The following is a 20,687-nucleotide window of genomic DNA, read 5'->3' on the forward strand; positions in this document are numbered from 1 at the left end:
TTCCCGCAAACGAGGCCGGACCCCGCGCCGGACGGGATTTCCCAGCCGGCGGCCTTTCTTTTTCATACGGACAGAATTATTTCACCCTGAATTAGTTTCTTCATTTTTGTATATTTTTATAATGCTGATCAGTATTTTTTCAGTTCTTCTCTAATAAATCTTTAACGATTTCTTCGAGCTTCATACCTCTCGATGCTTTAAACAGAAGGAGATCGCCGGAAGCGGCCATATCCTGTATGGCGTGAAGCAGTTCTTTTTTGTCGAGATAATGGCTGACGCGCCCTTCTTCAAAATGCCGGCGCGCTCCGTCTGCGATGAATGCGCCGAGTGTGCCGTAAGTAAATACATGGTCAATTTCCGCCGGATTGATCGCAGCTCCGCATTCTTTGTGGAATGCTTTTTCTTCATCACCGAGTTCAAGCATATCACCGAGCACGAGCATTTTCTTCCGATAGCCTTTCATCGTTTCGATTAATTCGACCGCCGCTTTCATTGACGTCGGGCTCGCATTATACGCGTCGTTTACGATCGAGATGCCGTTTTCCGTTTTAACCAGTTCCAATCTCATCCCCGTCACCTTCAGGCGGCTCAGTCCCAGAGCGGCATTTTCCGGCGTAATGCCGAAATAGATGCCGGCGGCGTATGCGGCCATGGCATTCATCACATTATGTCTGCCGAGAACCGGAATAAAGAAAGAACGTTCGATCCCGTCGATATTGAAGTACGTGCCTTCTTCCGCCTGTTTTATTTCTTTCAGGCGGAGATCATTGTCAGCGCCTGCGCCGTATGTCGTTGTCCGGCAAGTGTACGCCTTTTCGCGGAGCAGCGGCTCATCCCCGAAATAAAACAGAACGCCGTCTTCCCGAAGTCCGTTTATAATTTCAAGTTTCGCCTCCGCAATTCCTTCTCTTGAGCCTAAATCCTGCATGTGGGATTCGCCGATATTGGTAATGACGGCAGCTTCCGGTTCAGCAAGACGGCTCAGAAAATCAATTTCGCCTCTCGCGCTCATTCCCATTTCTAAAACGGCGATTTCTGTATCTTCAGGCATGGCAAGCACGGTCAGCGGCAGGCCGATATGGTTGTTGAAATTGCCGGCGGTTTTGTGAACACGGTACTGAGTGCTGAGAACGGCGTGAAGCATGTCTTTCGTTGTCGTTTTTCCGTTGCTCCCGGTCACCCCGATGACCCGTGTGCCGAGTTCTTTCAAATAAGCTTTCGCCAATGTCTGCAGCGCCTCCAGCGTGTCATCGACAAGGATGACGGCACGCTCTTCCGGCGGATTCGGTTCAGAGCGGTCCCACAATACCGCGGAAACGCCTTTTTCGAATGCTTGCGGCACAAAGGTATGGCCGTTAAAATGCTCGCCTTTTAAAGGAATGAACAGCTGATTTTTTTCCAAAGTCCGCGTATCGGTTGCGGCGCCCTCAATCATTGTTTGTTCAAATACAGGGTTTGTCAGTGTGCCTTTGACCATGTCGGCGATTCGTTTTACAGTTCGCTTTATCAAAGGTGGCACCTCGCTTTCTGAAAATGTTGTCTGTTACGGGAAAAGACACTGCCCCTTCAGGCAGTGTCCGTCTTCATTAAAATGTATGTTTAATCAGCTGTTTTTCGGCATGGCGTTCTTTTGCCAGCTCAACCAGCTGTTCGATCAGATCACTGTAATCTACGCCTGCTTCTTTCCAAAGCAGCGGGAACATGCTGAATGGCGTAAAGCCCGGCATTGTGTTCACTTCGTTAATGAGCACTTGACCGTCATTGGTCAGGAAGAAATCGGCGCGGACAAGGCCTGATCCGTCAATCGCTTTGAAGGCTTTAATCGCCATCTCGCTGATTTCCGCATATTGTTCATCCGTCACTTGCGCGGGAATCATTAAATCCGTGTCGCCGTCTTCATATTTCGCTTTGTAATCGTAAAAGTCGGTTTTCGGCGCGATTTCACCGACGGCGGAACATTTCGGTTCGTCATTTCCGAGTACGCCGATTTCGATTTCTCTGCCGGCGATTCCTTCTTCCACCACAATTTTCCGGTCATACTCAAAAGCCAGTTCGAAGGCTTTTTCAAGCTCTTCGCGATTTCGGCATTTGCTGATTCCGACGCTTGACCCGAGGTTCGCCGGTTTGACGAAGCACGGATATCCCAGCTCCTCTTCAACCTGCTGTAAGCAGCTGTCCGGCGTCTGTTTCCAGTCCTTTTTTAAGAAAGCGGCGTACTTCGCCTGCGGAAGCCCCGCTTGAGCGAACAAATGCTTCATGATGACTTTATCCATGCCGGCTGATGATGCAAGCACGCCGTTGCCGACATAAGGAACGTTCAGCAATTCCAGCAGACCCTGAATCGTGCCGTCTTCACCGTTCGGTCCGTGGAGAAGCGGAAATACGACATCGATCGGCGCCTTTTCGTCAGGCGACGCTTCTGGAAACATTTCCCGGTTCAATGCTGATAGAGCGAAACTTTCACCGTTTTGTTCCAGCTGAAGCATTTTCACGTTGGAAACCGGCTCAGTCAGCAGCGGGCCTCTTTGCCATTCTCCTTTTTCAGTGATGTAAATCGGATGTATATCAAACTTCTCAGTATTAAGCGCTTTTGTTACAGCTAATGCTGTCTGCAGCGATACATTGTGTTCGGCTGACTTTCCGCCGTACACCAATCCTAGACTTGTTTTCAATGGATATTCCCCCCACAACAATTCATCTTTACTATCTTATCACTTTCCTCAGAAAATGATCTAATTATTTTTGGGCATTCTGAATATGAAAGCATTTGTATGTAATTCCTTTTTATTTTATATTAAAATGGCATGGAAAAGGAGATGTGTCATATGAAAAAAATCAGTACAACAGAACAATTTAATGAACTTATTCAATCCGACAAGGAAATCATCGTGAAATTTTTCGCTGACTGGTGCCCTGACTGCACGCGCATGAATATGTTCATCGGCGATATTTTGGAAGAATATAATCAAAATGATTGGTATGAGCTGAACAGAGACGAGCTCCCTGAGCTTGCCGACAAATATCAGGTAATGGGCATACCGAGCCTTCTGATCTTTAAAAACGGCGAAAAGAAAGCGCATCTTCACAGCGCAAACGCGAAAACGCCCGAAGAAGTCACAGAGTTTTTATCACAGCATATTTAATTCGTTTCACGATCTTTGTTTATGACTTCAGGCTCTACATGAACATGGACATGAGTCACATCATGTTCATGTTTTATTGCATATTCGACTTCATCGGCTACTTCATGGCCTTCTTTCACAGACAGTCCCGGATCTACCGTAATGACCATTTCCACATGAACCGTGCTCCCCAAATACCTTGCTTTCACATCCTTCAGCCTGCTGACCTCTTTTATTTCTATCACTGTGTGTTTATACGGCTCCAAATCTTTCAGATCAAACCCGTCCGTTAATGAGTGGGAAGCATCTTTGAAGATGTCCCATGCCGTCTTACAGATGATAATTCCGATCAGAAAGGCAATGACCGGATCAATCCACGGCAGATGAAGCCGGGCCGTTAAGACGCCTATAAACGCCCCAATACTGACATAGGCGTCAGAACGGCTGTCTTTCGCCGCCGCATGAAGCGCAGAACTTTTAACCCGATCCGCCAGACGGCTGTTATATACATACATGCCGTACATGACAATCGCGCTTCCGAGCGCCGTCCATGCCGCAATGAAGCTCGGCTCGGCCTCCGTTCCGCTGACAATCGCCTTTGCTCCTCCGATCAGCACTTCAATACCGACCGCCATCATAATAAAAGACGCAATTAATGAAGAAATTGTTTCAGCCCGATAATGTCCGTAGGCATGATCACTGTCCGCGGGGCGCTGGGAAATCCGGAGCCCGATCAGCACAGCCAGTGATGCGACAATATCCGTGGCATTATTTAACCCGTCCGCTCTGAGCGCTTCGGAATGATAAATAAGACCGATCACCAGTTTGACGGCGGCAAGGATGAGGTACGCGGCGATATTAAGAATCGCGCCTTTTTCGCCCCGTTTTAAGTTTGCCGTTTGATCATTCATGCAAGGACTCCTCCATTCTCATTCATAGTATGGATGGAAAAGCGGAAAAATAGCAGCTTTGATCTGACCAAATGCAATATTCGACAGCATTATTCCCCGGGAAACTTTTGTCGAAAAATTGGCGGTATTTTTCCTTTACATATGAATATGTCCATTGTATACTTTCATTAACTGATAATGATTCTCAATATCATTTGATTAGGAGGGTAATCATGAGGTCTTCTCCTCAGCTCAGATCATCCGTTGAAGGACGAAAAAAACATCTGATCCATTTGCTGATCAATAACGGAATATACAAAAAGTCGGAACGGCATTTATATGAATTATCGCTCGGAGAATTAGAAAGCGAATACAAATATGTAAGGAAGGTGCGGGCTCATGGCGAAACGTAAAATAAAAACATACGAACAGCTGATAAAAGAAAACAAGGCGGCCATTATGAATAATCAGAAGCTGATGAATGTGATCTATGACAGAATTGACCGCAAGCATCAAAAACTGCTCCGGCACAACAGCCATACATAAAAAGAGCCTTTTTCAGGCTCTTTTTTTATTACTCAAAGGCTTCCGCCGCTAATTTGCCGATGACCGCATCGTCCATCGGCGGATTGTGAAGGCCGGCCCGGGCATCCCGATAATACCGCTGAAGCGGATTATTTCGCTCCAGGCTTTTTGCGCCGGTGATTCTCATTGCTTTGTCAACAACAGAAAGGACGGCATTTGTCACAATATGTTTTGCCGCACCGAGCTCGCTTTTGATGAAAGGGCGGCGTTTCGGGTCATCATACATTTGGGCCGCCGTAAAGAGAAACTGTCTCGCTTTTAACAATTCAAGCTCCATTTCCCCGACACGCTGCTGAACGGCCGGCACGTCTTTAATCGGTCCGTTCAGGCTGTTCGGCGAATATTCGGATGCAAACCGGACGGCATAGTCCCTTGCCGCTTGAGCGATGCCCAGATAAGCAGCTGGAATGTGAAGCAGCCAGCCATTCACTTTCGCCGCTCTCGGCCCGCTGATAAGCTCCACAAGCCGCTCGTCACTGACCGTGACATGATCTAAAAGGAGATCATGGCTTCCGGTCGCCTTCATGGCAATCATATCCCATGTTTCTTCGACTGAAACGCCTGCCTGATCTTTATGAATGAGAAAAACACCGGTCGTCTGTTTTTCTTCAATCCATGCCGTCACAAGCATATAATCCAAAGTCAGCGAAAGGGTTGTAAAGGTTTTTCGGCCGTTCAGCACCCATTTTCCGTCTTTTTTGACAGCGGAGGTGCCGGGTCTTCCTCCCCTCGTCGGACTGCCGGTCTGCCGTTCCGTCGCTGCCCTGTTCAGGACGGCTCCCTTTTTCACCTCTTCTGTGATAAATGAAAAGACATCTTCATCCCAGCTGTTTCCTTCTCCGAGCTCACCCATGACGGATAAATGCCAGCCGATTCCGAGAGCGACGGCCGCGTCTCCCCGCGCCAGCCGTTCCTGAAACAGCACCATCTCATAAACGGAAATGCCTGCACCGCCGAATGCCTCAGGTACCGTTAACGCCGTATATCCCGCGTCGCGCAGTCTTTGAATTTTCTCCGCGGGAAAACGGCCCGCCTCATCATCAAGCGCGGCTGTTTTTTGAAATTCGTCTGCAAGCAGGCCGATTTTTTCCATCCATTCCCGCTGCCGTTCATTCTGTATCCATAAAGACACTGGAATCCCCCCATTATAATTCCGATAAAGTTAATAAGTATTATAGAGATTCAAGTCTCGTTTCGCAACTGTGAGGCTGTACAAAAAAAACACGCTATTCCATGGAATAGCGCGTTCAGACTGCTTCCGGGCCGCGGTCCTGCTTGAGCCCGAGATAAATCAGCATATATGTGAGATAACCCATCGTCATCACAAGCCCGCCAAAGAAAAAGCTTGAAAAAATCGGCTCTTCAAACGCGGTAACCGCCGCAAGCACGACCCAGCTTGCATACAGGTAGATGATGAAATAACGGAATCCCGTCTTCATTTTATATAAGAGAAACAGCCCCACTGTAGAAAACAAACCCAGCGCAAGCCTGAAATAAACAAGATGTTCGAATTGAAACATGAATGACAAAAAGGAAAAACCAAGCAATAACACAATCGGTAATGCGGTAATAAAATTTCTCAAGTGAGCACCTCCGTCATTACCTTTATTATAAATCAAAATAGCATAAATTATTGATTTATCGTGATCTTTTTCACAAAAATGTCATTCCTTTACTTTATACCCGAACATCTCGTTTGCAAAAGCTCCACCAAGCAACGGCTAAGAAGAATACGATATGGATAATGATAATGCCTGCGGAAAATAACGGCGTCATTCCCGCAAACAGCGGTTTCGCCCCGCTCATATATTGCGTCAGGTCAGTATTTGCGAACAGCAGAAAACTTCCCCATTTGTTTTGGAAGAGCGACATAATCGTCACGAGTGATTTTGCGCCGTACAGCACGATAAATGACAAAATGACGGCCGTTGCGCTGTTTCGGAATACAGAAGAACACAACAAGCCAAAGCATGCCATCGCAAACGCCTCGACCCAGTTCGTGCCGATTACTTTCAGGGTGTTCACAAGAAGCGTCCCTGATTCAGATGTCACCGACACTCCGAAGAAAGCCATGCCGAACAGCAGAGACAGAATATAGTACGCCGCATACAGGTACAAGCTGACCAAAAATACGGTAATGAGTTTAGATACAAAAATCCGCTCCCGCTTTACCGGGCGGATTAACAAAAATTTGATCGTTTTCTTATCAAATTCAGCGGAAATGATCGTTGCCGCGATCACGATCGTTAATGCCTCAAGCAGAATATTCAGCCCGGGGGCGTACGCCATATAGCCGATGAAATTCTCATCCGTTCCGGAACTGATGACAAGCCGTTTAATGACAAGCGCCATAATAAATTGGAGAACGGCCATCAGAATCAGCGCCACTAATGAGACTTTTCGGTTAAAGAGTTTCATATGCTCATTCGCTGTCAATTTAAACATTCGTCTTCCCCTCCTCTTGAAGCGCCGTCGTCACTTTCATGAATTCATCCTCCAGTGATTCCGCATACGGCATGATGGAATACACGAGAAAGTCTTGTCCGACGAGCGCACGGTTTAATGCCGGGATGTCCTTCTTCGCTACGGTGACGGTAATGCTCCCGCCGTTTTTCTCCGGAACGAATTGCTGCTGGGACAGCCATTCGAAGGCTTCGTCAGCCGGCTGAATGTCGAGGATGGCTTTTTCTTCTTTTTCCGCAGCGCCGCGCAGAACAACCTCTGTTTTGATCTCACCTTTTTGAATGATGATGACACGGTCGCAAAGGTCCTCCACTTCACGCAATAAATGCGTCGCAAAAAGGATGCTCGTCCCTTCAAGCTCCGCGAGTTCCTTTAAGTGATCGCGGAAATCCTTCATTCCGCCGGGATCAAGCCCGTTTGTCGGTTCATCTAAAATGAGCAGATTCGGACGGTGAAGAATGGCCTGTGCAATCCCGAGACGCTGACGCATGCCAAGGGAATACGTTTTAACTTTGTCATGAACGGCATTTGTGAGCCCGACCCGCTCGATGACTTCCTGAAGCCTGTCCTCTTTGATGTTTTTGTGCATGTTGGCAAAGTGCTTCAGATTTTCCCACCCCGTCAGGTACGGGTAGAATTCAGGATTTTCCACGATCGCTCCGACGGATTCAAGCGCTTTTTCGAAATCAGCATCGTGCTGAAAGCCGTTAATTGTAATCGTGCCGCTGTTTTTCTTTAAAAGGCCGACGATGATTCGGATAAGTGTGGTTTTTCCCGACCCGTTCGGACCGAGCAAACCGATGATCTCGCCCTGCCTGACATCCATGCTGATGTTTTTTAAAATGTGCTTTTTGCCTATTGTTTTGTCAAGGCCTTCAATATGTAAAATCGGCTCAGTCATACAGCCTTCCTCCTTTTTCACAAAAAATAAACAGTGCCCGTACATAGGCACTGTCTGCATTATAACATTAGTCATATATTCGTGAAGAGCCGGAGCCGTCGTTATGTCTTATCCGGGACCGGTCCGTTTTTTTCCTTCTCCTCATTATTGACGACATCCAGAATATCAAGCAGGAACACAAAAATCGGAATTCCGATAATCAAGCCCCAAATGCCGAAGAAATGTTCTGAGAAAATCAGAACCGTAAAGGTAAAAAAGATCGGCAGTTCCGTTTTTGCTGACATCAGTTTCGGATTAAGGAAGTACGTCTCAATCGCATGAATGACGAAAATGACCAGCACGATGTAGATGACGTACGCAGCGCCGCCCGTCGTATACGCGATGATGCTGAGCGGAATGAGCGAAATCACCACACCCGCCACGGGAATGAGCCCGAGGAAAAAGACCATGATGGACAGGCCGAACAGCTGCGGAAAATGCAGAATCGCCAATGCGATCAAGGTGAGGATACAGTTCACCAGCGCGATAATAAATTGGGCTTCAAGCACTTTGCCGAATGTTCTCGCAAATTTGCTGCCGAAATAAGCAAGTTCGTAGTAAAAAACAGACAGCTTGCTGTGCTGAAATTTTTTCATAAACTCCGTGAGCCGCTTTTTCTCGAACAGGAAAAACATGCTGAGAATCAGTGACATCACGACCTGCAAACCGAAAGTGCTGATATCGGCCAAGTATGTATACAGTACATTAAAACCTTCTTTTACATAGGAACCGATATTGATATCGCCGAACACGCTCGATATCTCATCATAAAACGGAATGACATCGGGATGATACGCGATGTGCTTGATCTGCTTAATCAGCTGTTCAATCTGCTTGGCAACAATCGGGTAAAAGACAAAGCCTCCGACAGTCGCCCCGACAGCCAGCGCAATATATAAAATGGTGATGACCACCCTCTGGCTGATCCGGAAAAAATGGTTCAACACGTGCCGGATGACAGTCTCCAGCCGATCCATCAGAAAAGTAAAAATAAACGTAAGCAAAATCAAATTAATCATACTTCGGAATACAACTAACACCCCAGTCAAAACAAGAAAAACGGAAAAACGTCTGACACCCGGATGCTGAAAAAATTTAAAAATAGCCGCCATTTATACACTCCTGCTAGGACAAAAAGCCCTTAGATTTCATCTTTCACTCTCTAATTGTAAATTATATAACAAAATGACGCTAAGGTCTTTGTCCACCTCCTAATAAATTTAAACAAATTTATCTTTTTTACTCATGGCGGCCGAAAAAAAGAACGGCATGCCGGATGCATGCCGTTCCTTTCCTTTTATACCGCCGTTTTCATTTCTTTTACAGCCTGTGTGCTTTTCGCTTCGTCAAACTCATTTTCGCTCTTGGCTACGATGATGGTGGCGATTCCGTTTCCGATCAGGTTGACGATCGCCCTTCCTTCACTCATAAAGCGGTCAACGCCGAGGAGCAGCGCCAGTCCCTCCAGCGGAATAACCTGAAGCGCCGATAAAGTGGAGGCGAGCACGATAAATCCGCTTCCGGTTACACCCGCCGCGCCTTTTGATGTCAGCATCAGCACGAGAATGATCGTAACCTGCTGGCCGATGGTAAGATCAACGCCGAACACCTGCGCCAGAAAAACCGTCGCCATGGACAGATAGATCGAGGTGCCGTCCAGGTTAAAAGAATATCCCGTCGGAATGACAAGGCCGACAACCGATTTGGAACAGCCGTAACGCTCCATTTTATCCATCATCCGCGGAAGGACGGACTCAGAAGAGCTTGTGCCGAGAACGATGAGCAGTTCATCTTTAATAAAACGGAGATAGTTCCACAAGCTGAAACCGAATAGTTTGCAAATGATATTCAAAGCGACAAATACAAACAGGAACATCGTAACGTATACAGACAGCATCAGACTCGCCAGCGGCTTGATGGAATCAAGGCCGAAGTGCCCGATCGTATAGGCCATGGCCCCGAATGCGCCGATCGGCGCCGCGCGCATGATGTAGCCGATGATTTTGAAAAAAACGTGCGACAGTTTATCAAAGAAATCAATAATGCTTTTGCCTCTTTCACCGAGCGCCGCCAGGCCGACACCGAATAAAACAGAAAAGAATAAGACCTGAAGAATGTCGCCTTTTGCGAAAGCGTCAACCATATTTGACGGAACGATGTGAGTGATAAATTCAATCCAGTCAATCCCCTGTCCCCCGTTTTGGGTGTACTGAGAGACATCCCCTTTTTCAAGCTTGCTGTAATCAAGGCCCTCACCGGGTTTCATGATATTGACGACCAGAAGCCCGATAATAAGGGCGATGGTGGTCACGACTTCAAAATAAATAAATGCTTTTCCCCCGACTTTGCCGACTTTTTTCATGTCTCCCATCTTGGCGATGCCAAGCACGATCGTCAGGAATATGATCGGTGCGATAATCATTTTTACCGCATTGATAAATGTATCGCCGAGCGGCTTCATCTGCTTCCCGGCCTCAGGCCAAACGAGTCCGACAATGACGCCGATGATCACCGCCGTGATGACCTGCACCGTAAGATTTTTGAAAATTTTCATTCCTACTCCCCCTTGCCTCTCGCTGCGTCTATACAAAAATGATAGCGTTTTCATACGAAGAGGGGAAGCTTATGATCATAACGGACATTTTGGTCTTTTTGGTCTCGGCTAGCGGACGAATTTGTAGCGGTTAACCGGCCGTCCCACTCCCCCGTATTGAATGTCGAGCTTAATCTGGCCGTCCTTCTCAAGAAAATCAAGATAACGCCGCGCCGTCACCCTTGCGATTCCGAGCGCTTTGGCGGCTTCTTCAGCTGAAAGCGGCTCCGTCTGCTGTTTCATATAGGTCAAAATTTCATTCATCGTAAAATGATTTAACCCCTTCGGCAGATCCCGGGACGGATTTTGCGGAATTTTCAGCAGCATGTCAAGCTGCTCTTGCGACATCGTGTCATGCTCTTCAATTTTCCGTTTATATTGTTTATAGTTTTCGAGCGCCTGCCTCATCCGCTCCAGCTTAAACGGCTTCAAAATATAGTCGGCCGCACCGTTTTGCAGCATAAGCTGGATTGTTTCTTTGTCTTTTGCGGCCGAGACGATGATGACGTCCACTTCGAGTTTTTGTTTTCTGATTTCCTGGAGCGTTTTAATTCCGTCTTTTTTCGGCATGTATACGTCTAATACCACGAGCCCGGGCCGCAGATCTTTTATAAGCCTGATTCCCTCGTCTCCGTCAGCGGCCGTGGCGATGACGCTGAACCCTGAAACACCGGTAATAAATTCTTTATTCACCTCCTGCACCATCGGGTCATCTTCAATAAGCAGCACCTTGATGTCCATCGAATGATTTCTCCCCCTTCATCGGAAATAATATAGAAAATGCCGTTCCCTGTCCCTGCCGTGTGTCGACTTCAATAACGCCCATCCCTTTGTCGACGATTTGTTTGACGAGGTACAAGCCGTATCCCGTTCCTCCCGTTTTATTGACGGTAAACCCTTTGTCATAAAGGCGCGGGATGTGCTGATCGGAAATCCCGCTTCCGTTGTCTTCTATTAATATAGCAAGCACTTCATCATTTTGCTCGATACTGATGTCAATATGTTTGTCCTCCGTGTCCGCTGTTTCGAATGCGCCGAACGCATTTTCAATTAAATTGCCGAGCAGGACGACGATGTCATGCTGGTCGACATGCTCCGGAAATGCCGAGAAACTGCTGTTTTCATCAATTTTCACAGAAATGCCAAGCTCTTTTCCTCTTTTGATTTTGCTTAACAGCAGCCCCGCCGCGGCGTCATTCTGAATGGCCTGATGAAGAAAATCAGTGACGCTTTCTTGTTCTGATGATTCCTTAAAAGCAAGCCGGAGCGCTTTTTCTGATTTTCCGAGCTGAATCAGCCCCGCTATGGTGTGAAGCTTGTTCATATGTTCATGATTTTGGACTCTGAGCGCATCGACAAAATTTTTCACACCTGTCAGTTCTTCCGCCATTTTCGCCGCTTCCGTCCTGTCCTGAAAAATGGCGACGGCTCCGATGACCTTCTTTTTCATGACGATCGGAATTCTGCTGCTCATGATCACCTTTCCGCTGACTTGGATTTCTTCATTATATACGGCTCGGTTCCGCTCGACGATTTCAGGGAGCCGCGAATCTTTTAACACGTCCCAGATCAGCCTGCCGTCGGTCTCTTGTCTGACATTGAATATCTGCTTCGCTTTTTCATTAAAAATGGTGATGTGATGCTGATTATCGATCGCAATGACGCCCTCATTCATCGAATGAAACGTAGCGGTCCGTTCCTCATACATTCTCACGATCTCATGGGGCTCGAGCCAAAACATTTGTTTTTTGATGTGGCGGGCCAGCAAAAAGGAGCCGGCCAGTCCGAACCCGAGCGCCAGCAGAACGATAAACAGTATTTCATGTTTCAGCTGAAGAAGAATTTCACCGAATCCGGGCAGCGTTTTACCGGCAAGGACGACGCCGATCTGATTCAAATCCCGGTCTTTGATGGGATAAAAAGCGCGGACGGCGGTGCCGATCTCTCCCTTTGCTTCGGAAAAATAAATGTGCTCGGCGAACGCCGCGGCTTCGTCCTCACCCCTTGAACGCTTTCCGATCATTGTGCTGACGGGATGTGAATAGCGGATATGATCCATATCCATGACGACGATGTAGTCCGCTTCATTGATGATCCTTATTTCTTCGACCGCATGGCGCACGTCTTCCCTTTGTTTTTTCTGCTCCAGGGCGCGTTTGACATCGGTCATCTCAGATACCGTCCGCGCGGTATTCATCAGCCGTTTTTTCAGCTCGCGCTCCTCTGTATGCTGGATATTGCCGACCAGCACGATGCCGACGATCAAAAAGGTAAAAAGCACGACGATATAAGAAAGTATGGTGATTTTCCAGCGGATGGTAAGCTTTTTTTTCGTCATTGGCCTCTTCCTTTCCGTCTCTTTACGAAAACGGCCCGCCCGATTATGCTTGTTATAGAAAATGGCGGAGGGGGTTTTCGATGAAAAGCTTGCTGACTTGTCTCAGCCTGATGGTGCTCGGTATCGGAACCGCTTTATTCATCGGCTTTCATGATCGTTTCTCAACGGAAGAACCGTATTATGATGACGAACAGGAAGGCCTGAAAGATCAAATGGTTTTCAAATTCAGCCATGTCGTGGCTGAAAACACGCCTAAAGGGCGGGCGGCGAATAAATTTGCCGACCTGGTCTATCAAAAGTCCGGCGGCACCATTAAAGTAGAGGTATTTCCAAACGGGAGCCTCTATTCAGATAATGAAGAAATAAACGCCCTCCAAAACGGGGACGTGCAATTCATCGCCCCCTCCACCTCAAAGCTCGGATCACTGTCTCCCGAATGGGGTGTTTTGGATCTGCCGTACGCGTTTACAAACTATAAAGCCGTGCAAGAAGGCCTCAACGGCAAAATCGGCACGCGCCTGTTCGCTTCTTTAGAAAAGCATCATTTGAAAGGACTGGCGTACTGGACGAACGGGTTTAAGCAGCTCACGTCAAATAAAGGGCCGATCTTCTCTCCGGACGATTTGAAAGGACAGGCGCTCAGGATCATGCCGAGCAGCGTGATCGAAGACCAGTACCGCCTGCTCGGCGCGCACCCGCGGCAGGATTCCTTTAATTCCACGTTTCAGCTCTTGGAAAGCAATCTCGTAGACGGAGAGGAAAATACGATTTCAAATATCTATTCTAAAAAATTTTATAATGTTCAAGATTATTTGACAATCAGCAATCACGGGTACCTCGGTTATGCCGTGATGACCGACGAGCATTTCTGGAATTCACAGACAGAAAAAACGAGAACCATCTTAACGGAGGCGATGAGAGAAACGACGGAATGGAACGAAGCCTCCGCTGAGAAAATGAATAAAGACCAGCTTGAAGAGATAAAGAAGAATTCATCCATTCATATTCATGTGCTGAGCAAAGCGGAAAAGAACACATGGATGAAACGCCTCGACCCGATTTACGGACAATATGAACAGGTGATCGGCCGCGGGCTTGTGCAGGATTTGTTATCCTTGCGCCGCGAGCCTTAGCAGGACCAATACGCCCATCTCCGTTTCATCCCTTTTCCCGCCGGGGAAGTAAATAGGGACAGAGCAAAAAAGGAGATGGAGACATGTTTACACATACGAAAAAACTGCAGCATCCGGCTAAACCGGATCGTCCTGACCCGCTGTTCGCAAAAAAGATGCAGGAAATTTTAGGGGGACAATACGGGGAAATATCCGTCGCCATGCAATATTTGTTCCAAGGATGGAATACACGGGGCAATGAAAAATATAAGGATCTTCTGATGGATACCGCGACGGAAGAAATCGGCCATGTCGAAATGATCGCGACGATGATTGCGAGACTGTTAGAAGACGCCCCGCTGGCAGAGCAGGAAAAAGCGGCTGATGATCCGGTCATCGGGTCCATTTTAGGCGGGATGAACCCGCATCATGCCATTGTCTCAGGACTCGGCGCAATGCCGGAGAGCAGCACGGGCGTTCCGTGGAGCGCAGGCTATATCGTCGCAAGCGGAAACCTTCTGGCAGACTTCCGCGCCAATCTGAACGCCGAATCACAAGGAAGGCTTCAAGTCGCACGCCTGTATGAAATGACCGATGATAAAGGCGTGAAAGATATGCTCAGCTTTTTATTGGCCCGCGATACCATGCATCAAAACCAATGGCTTGCGGCCATTAAAGAATTAGAAGAACAGGAAGGTCCGATCGTTCCTTCCACATTCCCGAAGGCGCTGGAAAAACAGTCATTCTCCCATAAGCTTATTCATTTCTCAGATGGAGCAGAAAGCGCTGAACAAAATTGGCTGAAGGAAACAGCGCCGGACGGAGAACCATTTGAATACGAAAAGGAACCGAAAGCGCACGGCGAAATAGCTAAGCTGGACCCCGTCCCGCCGTATGTCCACAACACGCTTCCCGGACGAAAATAAAAAAGCCTCTAAAGGGGCTTTTTTTATGTGCGCACAACTGTCCAGTCCGGTTCGTACCGGATGTCGGGGTGATGTAACAGCTCGTGAATGACAGGTTCATCCCCCTCGTACAGCATCACTTCTATTGAAAGAATCGCAGCCTTCTGCTCGTTTTCTTCGTATATGCGGTCATGTTCGTTCTCCATAAAATCATCATAGGCCTGTCTGTCCTCCCAAACGCTGATGCTCTCTGCGATGAACAGGCCGTCTGCGTTTTTCCGCCAGCCGCCTGCCTGTCTGACGAAGCCATTTACACATGATAATGCTCCCCACCTTGACTGTGCTTGCGCAAATGCTTCAGCGTTTGCAGCGTCTGTTTCACATACAATCTTTTTGATCAGCATGACCGTTCCTCTGTGATGACTGTTTTCGCATGCGTATGCTCGACACAGAGATTCACGGTTCTGACGTAAGAGCGGGTGCGGTGAATCGTGCCTTTCGGGATGAGCAGGCTGTCATTTGCTTTGAGCACTGCGGTTTCTTTGTCCTTAAAATCGATCAGCAGCTCACCTTCCAGAACGATGAACCATTCATCTGAGTCAGGGTGATGGTGCCAGTCATATTCTCCCGTAAACACTGCGAGGCGCACACAGTGGTCATTGATCTCCGCGATTGAAAAATTGTCGTGTTTTTCTTTGACTTTATTGGCGATAGCGAGCAAATTCAGCTTGTCAGACACGAGTGAAAAACCCCTTTTTCATTTTATTGTATCGGTTTTGCGGCTCAGATCAAGGTTTTCCCAAAATCAAAAGCGATCCAGCTGATGTGCCGGATCGCTTTTGATCTGCAGGTTGTCTGCCTTTTATGCTTTTATTAGCTGCTTCGTCTATTTCCGCCTTTTTGGCCGATTTCTTTATAAAACTCTTTGTCATGATTTTTACTTGTAGCTTCTCCGCCTTTTTGGCCGATTTCCTGATAGAATTCCTTGTCATGGTTATTGCTTGTGGCTTCTCCGCCTTTTTCACCGATTTCCTGATAGAATTCTTTGTCGTGATTTTTGCTTGTGGCTTCTCCGCCTTTTTCACCGATTTCCTGATAGAATTCTTTGTCGTGATTTTTGCTTGTGGCTTCTCCGCCTTTTTGACCAATTTCCTGATAGAATTCTTTGTCATGGTTATTGCTTGTAGCTTCTCCGCCTTTTTTACCTGCTTCTTCTCTGCTCATTTTGTTATTATCTTGTGCCATTTTTGAATTCCTCCTTTAATTGGTGTTGGTTGTTGGTTTCCCGATTTCAGAACTGATAAACAAAGAAAACACATTGAATGTGTTTTCGGGTGGTTTTTTATCATTCTGTATCGTTCATGCGTTTTAGAATCCGGCGTTTTTTATAAAGCATGATGCCTGTTTCCGCGATGCTTTCTAAAGCTGAACGGTTGGCGGACGCGCCGAAGATGATGCCTGCGGCCGGAACCATTTGCAGCAGTTTTTTCGCGGCGAACGTATCGCGGTAGCTGTAAACGACTTCCCGCCAGCCTTGGATTTGCGAGGCGACGCGCTGATAGGTTTGGTCGTTTTGATCATATTGCCGTAAATCTTGCAGGATCGCTTTTTTTCCGATGACGTCACTGGATGCAAGCTGAAGCAATTTGACGATAAACACGCGTTCTTTTTTGTCTTTCGGATCAAAGCCGTAAGCAACCGCGATATCTTGCAGCGTCTTTAAGGACAGGCCGAGCATCGCCGGAATGTCTGCCGCAAGCGTAAACACGCCGCCGACTCCCGTTGCGGCTCCCTGCACCGTCGCGGCCTTTACGCTTGTACGCGCTATGGCTTCTGCGATTTCGTCCATGACGGCAAGCGGCGCATTGCGGATGTCGTGAAGCGTTTGACATGTACCGTGCGGCAGCCGTTTTTGAAACTTTTTCATGATGCGCTTTTCTGATGTAAGGTACTGTCCGCCTGACTGAATAAACGTTCCCGTTTCATCGAGAATGAGTCCGATTTTCCTCTGAATAAATTGCGGTGTCAGCTTGTCCAAAAGCTGAAACGGCAAGCGGGTGAATGTTTGCCAGAACATCGCCCTCTGCTGCGCCTTTTCCCATTTTTGAATGTCTCTCAGTTGTCTTTCCAGGTCTGTCCGCTCTTCTGTCACCCGTCCTGCACGTCCTTTCTGATTTCTTTCTACATAGTATACCTTTATGGCGTTTTCTTTTTACACCCGGCCGGACTTTTTATCCGGAAAACATTCCATTGATTAATTTTCTTCAAATTCTATATATTGTATAATTTTGAATAATACGATTGAAGGAGAATGCTGTATGCAATGGATTTATTTAAGTTTAGCGATCATTTTTGAAGTATTGGGTACGGTCAGCATGAAATTATCAAATGGATTTACAAAACTTGTTCCAAGTATTTTATTGTTATTGTTTTATATCGGCATCCTTTGTTTTCTTACTTTGACTTTGAAATATATAAGTGTCTCCATCGCGTATGCGGTCTGGTCGGGAATGGGGATCGTACTGATTTCCGCGATCGGAATTTTTTTCTTTCATGAACAGTTCTCTGTTATAAAAGCTGTCTCTGTTCTTCTGATCATCATCGGTGTCGTTTCCTTAAACTTTATTTCCGAAAGTGAAACGTCATCAAACGGCATCAGCGTTCATACGGACAGAAACAGATGATGAAAGGGTTAAAGGTTCTCTTCCTCATTACAGATATTGGATTTATCATTTATTGGATTGTTACTTTTTTTGAGTGGATTCCAAAAAACATGGCGTTTAAAGATTATGATAACGCCATGATAATGGCCTGGAACTGGTCATTCTTTCCCCTAGATATTTTCATTTCATTGACCGGGCTGTACAGCTTGTTTCTTTATAAACGGAAACATGCGTTATGGCGCCCTTTCGCATTAATATCACTTGTGCTGACCTTTTGTTCAGGCCTGCAAGCGATTGCCTTTTGGGTATTTATCGGTGATTTTGATCTCATGTGGTGGGCATTCAATCTGTACTTGCTTCTTTATCCTTTATATTTTATTCGGAAATTGCTGGTCTCTCGTAAAAATAGCTGTCATTCTTTTTGATGAGGCGGTTTTCTTTTTCTTCAGGCGGGAAACACTTTTCATAAAGGAGTGATAGACATGCCTTGGTCTATGAAGGATTATCCGCAATCATTGAAGAATCTCGAGGAACCTGTGAAGAAAAAAGCGATCGAAATCGCGAATGCGATGGTAGATGAGGGTTATGAAGAAGGACGGGCTATTCCCATTGCGACAAGTCAGGCGAAAGAGTGGAAAAAAAACGCTTCTAAGGAAGAAATCGATCAGCTGATGAAACACGAGGATGAAACGAAACGCGGAAATTGAATCGGAATATAGAAAAACCCCGCTCTCAAGAGAACGAGGTTTTTCTGCTTATAAACCGTAATAATAAGATAGTGTGGTGACTGAAACGTAGCCTGTCGCTCCTGCATACGTGACTTTCAGCCATTTATTAGAATTGGTGTAGTGGCCTTGAACATATTCTCCGGTGACCCAAGAACCTGTAATTTTTTTACCGCTTGAGAATGTTGTGATCGTTGAACAGCTGACCTTAGAGCATGAGCGCATATTAGCACCGTAAATACCGACTGTGCCCCCGCTGGCTAAAATGGAAACGTCCGGTTCAGCTTTAGGTTTGAAAGCTGCTGCTGATGCAGAGCCGCCAAAAGCGAATAAAGAAACAGCAAAAATCATGGCTAAAGAAATGATCGACAAACGACGTACCAAGAAAATTCCCCCTCTTTTATCATATGGCCGGAAAGCTTTCCTGACGTTATTATACTTTTTTGCCCGGGAGACTGAAATAAGTCTAATGCTCCAACTTCTTTTCTTCGCAAGTGACCATGCCGATTCTTTTTTTGATAGATAACAGCCGTTTATTGGACTGGAATCACTGATATATCGTTGATTCAAACGTTTATTCAGAGCGGCCGGAGTTTTTCCGGAGGTCATTTGAATGGTACAGAAAGGTTTTATCTTCCAATGGAAAGAAACATTATTATTCTATTTACCCGGGAAAACGGAGGAAATACAGCGTCTTTTTCTCAAATCAGTTGGGCGGACAGAAAGTTGTGAAGTTATATAGGCAAGTGTCCTCTTTTCACCTTTTTAAAAGAACGCTCCACGCATCCGTGCATGATTGGAGGCGGAAACACGCTTTGCGAACGGCATCGCTTCTTTCCCGGAACGATGCCGTTTTCATTTTCGGACCTTTCTTCGGCGGGATACATATCATAGATAAAACAGGGCATCAATGTGCCGGTTTATTGAACATAAAGAACTTGACATCTCATAATAGCGGATTTATGATGTAGATAAAATAATTTGCATCTAGGAAACTTTTTGTTATTTAGCTAAAAATCTATCAGAATTTAGGTGAGACATAATGAGCAAAGACATCTCAGCACAATCACTGCAAGCAAAAGCCGTGCAGGATGCACTTGACGGCAAAAGCAAGGGATTCAAGCGGCTTCTGCCTTTCTTAGGCCCAGCCTTTATCGCGGCGATTGCCTACATTGATCCGGGAAACTTCGCTACGAATATCTCAGCTGGTTCGAAATTTGGGTATATGCTGCTGTGGGTCATCCTCTTTTCAAACTTGATGGCTTTTTTAATCCAAGTTCTTTCCGCGAAGCTCGGCATTGCCACGGGTAAAAACCTTCCGGAAATCGCCAGAGACCGGTATCCGAAATGGGTATCCGCTGGGCTGTGGATACAGGGTGAACTGGTGATTATGGCAACTGACCTGGCAGAATTTATCGGGGCGGCGCTCGGGCTCAACCTGCTGTTCGGCATACCGATGGTTGAAGCGGCCATTATCGCGGCGATCGGATCATTCGCGATTTTAGAGCTGCAGCGCCGGGGTTACCGGGCGCTGGAAGCGGGCATCGCCGGACTTCTGTTTGTCGTGGTGATCGCCTTCGCTCTGCAGACCTTCTTTGCCAAACCTGACGCCGCCTCCGTTCTCGAAGGGCTGTTTATCCCGAAAATTGACGGAATGGACAGTGTGCTCTTGGCAACCGGGATACTCGGCGCAACCGTGATGCCGCATGCCATTTATTTACATTCCGCACTGACACAGCGCCGTGTCGTCGGAAAAACGGATAGTGAGCGGAAAAAGATTTTTAGATTCGAGACGATTGACATTCTCATCGCGATGGTGATCGCCGGGGCGATTAACGCAAGCATGCTCATCGTCGCCGCCGCGCTTTTCTTCAAGAACGGGCTGTATGTAGAAGATTTAGACGTGGCTTATCAGCAATTCGGCCACTATATCGGACCGGCTTCAGCCATTCTCTTCGGGATCGGGCTGCTGGCCGCAGGGCTTTCAAGCTCTTCTGTCGGCACATTGTCAGGCGATATTATCATGCAGGGCTTCATCCGTTACCGTATCCCGCTTTATTTGCGGCGTTTCATTACCATCATTCCGCCGATGATCATCATTATCTCGGGGGTCAACGCCACAGAAGCGCTCGTATGGAGCCAGGTCGTTCTTTCATTCGGCATCTCCTTTGCGCTCGTGCCGCTGATTATGTTTACAAGCAACAAACGCCTGATGGGCGCCCTGACGAACCGAAAATGGGTGACGGCTCTCGCCTGGCTGATTGCGGTTTTGGTGATCGCGCTTAATCTGTTTGTGATTTACGATTCATTCCGTTAGAAAAAAACCGGCCGTCAGCGGCCGGTTTTTCTTT

At 47.0% G+C, this 20,687-nt stretch carries 24 protein-coding genes and 1 pseudogene; 9 read left to right on the top strand and 16 right to left on the bottom strand.

Annotation, left to right across the window (positions count from 1 at the left end; all coding sequences use genetic code 11):
- Positions 1 to 139 precede the first annotated feature (139 nt).
- Together C5I45_RS17160 and C5I45_RS17165 are read right to left on the bottom strand one after the other, a co-directional pair.
- Positions 140 to 1,510 carry a UDP-N-acetylmuramoyl-tripeptide--D-alanyl-D-alanine ligase gene (locus tag C5I45_RS17160; protein WP_107994533.1) on the bottom strand — a complete coding sequence of 457 codons (1,371 nt, stop codon included), beginning with the start codon at positions 1,508 to 1,510 and terminating at the stop codon, positions 140 to 142.
- A gap of 76 nt (positions 1,511 to 1,586) precedes the next feature.
- Positions 1,587 to 2,672 carry a D-alanine--D-alanine ligase gene (locus C5I45_RS17165; RefSeq protein WP_003156199.1) on the bottom strand — a complete coding sequence of 362 codons (1,086 nt, stop codon included), beginning with the start codon at positions 2,670 to 2,672 and terminating at the stop codon, positions 1,587 to 1,589.
- Between the two features lie 153 nt (positions 2,673 to 2,825).
- On the opposite strand from C5I45_RS17165, the gene C5I45_RS17170 reads away from it, so the two are divergent.
- Complete coding sequence (locus tag C5I45_RS17170; RefSeq protein WP_003156200.1) at positions 2,826 to 3,143, top strand: thioredoxin family protein; 318 nt, start codon at positions 2,826 to 2,828, stop codon at positions 3,141 to 3,143.
- On the opposite strand, the gene C5I45_RS17175 is transcribed toward C5I45_RS17170, so the two are convergent.
- Entirely contained in the window at positions 3,140 to 4,033 is an 894-nt protein-coding gene (locus tag C5I45_RS17175; protein ID WP_107994534.1) for a cation diffusion facilitator family transporter, read from the bottom strand. The genes C5I45_RS17170 and C5I45_RS17175 overlap by 4 nt on opposite strands.
- A 212-nt stretch (positions 4,034 to 4,245) precedes the next feature.
- On the opposite strand from C5I45_RS17175, the gene C5I45_RS17180 reads away from it, so the two are divergent.
- The gene (locus tag C5I45_RS17180) at positions 4,246 to 4,425 is read left to right on the top strand and encodes a Fur-regulated basic protein FbpA (RefSeq protein WP_003156203.1); all 180 of its coding nucleotides are present in this window, start codon (positions 4,246 to 4,248) and stop codon (positions 4,423 to 4,425) included.
- Positions 4,412 to 4,558, top strand: coding sequence for a Fur-regulated basic protein FbpB (fbpB, locus tag C5I45_RS17185; protein ID WP_003156206.1), 147 nt, complete (start codon positions 4,412 to 4,414; stop codon positions 4,556 to 4,558). The genes C5I45_RS17180 and fbpB overlap by 14 nt, the downstream gene beginning before the upstream one ends.
- 28 nt (positions 4,559 to 4,586) lie before the next feature.
- Here the strand turns inward: fbpB and C5I45_RS17190 are convergent, their stop codons facing one another.
- The 8 genes from C5I45_RS17190 to C5I45_RS17225 all read right to left on the bottom strand — a co-directional run bounded on the left by C5I45_RS17190 (position 4,587) and on the right by C5I45_RS17225 (position 12,931).
- Entirely contained in the window at positions 4,587 to 5,729 is a 1,143-nt protein-coding gene (locus tag C5I45_RS17190; protein WP_107994535.1) for an acyl-CoA dehydrogenase family protein, read from the bottom strand.
- A 115-nt stretch (positions 5,730 to 5,844) separates the two neighbouring features.
- Positions 5,845 to 6,180, bottom strand: coding sequence for a hypothetical protein (locus C5I45_RS17195; protein ID WP_107994536.1), 336 nt, complete (start codon positions 6,178 to 6,180; stop codon positions 5,845 to 5,847).
- Positions 6,181 to 6,274: 94 nt separating this feature from the next.
- Positions 6,275 to 7,015 (bottom strand): ABC transporter permease, encoded by a 741-nt coding sequence (locus C5I45_RS17200; RefSeq protein ID WP_088005483.1) that lies wholly within the window; start codon positions 7,013 to 7,015, stop codon positions 6,275 to 6,277.
- 19 nt (positions 7,016 to 7,034) lie between these two features.
- The gene (locus C5I45_RS17205; RefSeq protein WP_014304394.1) at positions 7,035 to 7,961 is read right to left on the bottom strand and encodes an ABC transporter ATP-binding protein; all 927 of its coding nucleotides are present in this window, start codon (positions 7,959 to 7,961) and stop codon (positions 7,035 to 7,037) included.
- Between the two features lie 101 nt (positions 7,962 to 8,062).
- Entirely contained in the window at positions 8,063 to 9,112 is a 1,050-nt protein-coding gene (locus tag C5I45_RS17210) for an AI-2E family transporter (RefSeq protein ID WP_003156215.1), read from the bottom strand.
- Between the two features lie 185 nt (positions 9,113 to 9,297).
- Entirely contained in the window at positions 9,298 to 10,554 is a 1,257-nt protein-coding gene (gene dctP / locus C5I45_RS17215) for a C4-dicarboxylate transporter DctP (protein ID WP_012116859.1), read from the bottom strand.
- Positions 10,555 to 10,662: 108 nt separating this feature from the next.
- The gene (locus C5I45_RS17220; protein ID WP_003156219.1) at positions 10,663 to 11,334 is read right to left on the bottom strand and encodes a two-component system response regulator DctR; all 672 of its coding nucleotides are present in this window, start codon (positions 11,332 to 11,334) and stop codon (positions 10,663 to 10,665) included.
- Positions 11,309 to 12,931, bottom strand: coding sequence for a two-component system sensor histidine kinase DctS (locus C5I45_RS17225; protein WP_014304391.1), 1,623 nt, complete (start codon positions 12,929 to 12,931; stop codon positions 11,309 to 11,311). The genes C5I45_RS17220 and C5I45_RS17225 overlap by 26 nt, the downstream gene beginning before the upstream one ends.
- Before the next feature lie 80 nt (positions 12,932 to 13,011).
- Here C5I45_RS17225 and C5I45_RS17230 point away from each other — a divergent pair, with 80 nt between their 5' ends.
- Complete coding sequence (locus C5I45_RS17230) at positions 13,012 to 14,064, top strand: TRAP transporter substrate-binding protein (RefSeq protein WP_003156223.1); 1,053 nt, start codon at positions 13,012 to 13,014, stop codon at positions 14,062 to 14,064.
- Positions 14,065 to 14,147: 83 nt separating this feature from the next.
- The gene (locus C5I45_RS17235) at positions 14,148 to 14,969 is read left to right on the top strand and encodes a manganese catalase (RefSeq protein WP_003156225.1); all 822 of its coding nucleotides are present in this window, start codon (positions 14,148 to 14,150) and stop codon (positions 14,967 to 14,969) included.
- A 23-nt stretch (positions 14,970 to 14,992) separates the two neighbouring features.
- On the opposite strand, the gene C5I45_RS17240 is transcribed toward C5I45_RS17235, so the two are convergent.
- The 4 genes from C5I45_RS17240 to C5I45_RS17255 form a co-directional block, all read right to left on the bottom strand.
- Positions 14,993 to 15,352 (bottom strand): DUF4937 domain-containing protein, encoded by a 360-nt coding sequence (locus C5I45_RS17240; protein WP_025853736.1) that lies wholly within the window; start codon positions 15,350 to 15,352, stop codon positions 14,993 to 14,995.
- Entirely contained in the window at positions 15,346 to 15,687 is a 342-nt protein-coding gene (locus C5I45_RS17245) for a cupin domain-containing protein (protein ID WP_025853737.1), read from the bottom strand. The genes C5I45_RS17240 and C5I45_RS17245 overlap by 7 nt, the downstream gene beginning before the upstream one ends.
- A gap of 134 nt (positions 15,688 to 15,821) precedes the next feature.
- On the bottom strand, positions 15,822 to 16,193 hold the full coding sequence (gene gsiB, locus C5I45_RS17250; protein WP_003156229.1) for a glucose starvation-inducible protein GsiB: 372 nt from the start codon (positions 16,191 to 16,193) through the stop codon (positions 15,822 to 15,824).
- Between the two features lie 100 nt (positions 16,194 to 16,293).
- The gene (locus tag C5I45_RS17255) at positions 16,294 to 17,100 is read right to left on the bottom strand and encodes an EcsC family protein (RefSeq protein ID WP_003156231.1); all 807 of its coding nucleotides are present in this window, start codon (positions 17,098 to 17,100) and stop codon (positions 16,294 to 16,296) included.
- Positions 17,101 to 17,266: 166 nt separating this feature from the next.
- On the opposite strand from C5I45_RS17255, the gene C5I45_RS17260 reads away from it, so the two are divergent.
- The 3 genes and pseudogenes from C5I45_RS17260 to C5I45_RS17270 form a co-directional block, all read left to right on the top strand.
- Positions 17,267 to 17,632, top strand: a complete 366-nt coding sequence (locus C5I45_RS17260; RefSeq protein WP_015388683.1) for a DMT family transporter — start codon at positions 17,267 to 17,269, stop codon at positions 17,630 to 17,632.
- Positions 17,629 to 18,036 (top strand): DUF5360 family protein, encoded by a 408-nt coding sequence (locus tag C5I45_RS17265; RefSeq protein WP_025853738.1) that lies wholly within the window; start codon positions 17,629 to 17,631, stop codon positions 18,034 to 18,036. The genes C5I45_RS17260 and C5I45_RS17265 overlap by 4 nt, the downstream gene beginning before the upstream one ends.
- A 57-nt stretch (positions 18,037 to 18,093) precedes the next feature.
- A pseudogene (locus C5I45_RS17270) lies at positions 18,094 to 18,309 on the top strand (DUF2188 domain-containing protein); the annotation flags it as partial.
- 57 nt (positions 18,310 to 18,366) lie between these two features.
- Here C5I45_RS17270 and C5I45_RS17275 read toward each other — a convergent pair.
- Complete coding sequence (locus C5I45_RS17275; RefSeq protein WP_007410203.1) at positions 18,367 to 18,720, bottom strand: hypothetical protein; 354 nt, start codon at positions 18,718 to 18,720, stop codon at positions 18,367 to 18,369.
- A gap of 655 nt (positions 18,721 to 19,375) precedes the next feature.
- Between C5I45_RS17275 and C5I45_RS17285 the strand changes: the two genes are divergently transcribed.
- Complete coding sequence (locus tag C5I45_RS17285) at positions 19,376 to 20,653, top strand: Nramp family divalent metal transporter (RefSeq protein WP_088005335.1); 1,278 nt, start codon at positions 19,376 to 19,378, stop codon at positions 20,651 to 20,653.
- Positions 20,654 to 20,687: the final 34 nt, after the last annotated feature.

Source organism: Bacillus sp. ZY-1-1 (genome assembly GCF_003047165.1).
Classification (GTDB): Bacteria; Bacillota; Bacilli; order Bacillales; family Bacillaceae; genus Bacillus; species Bacillus velezensis.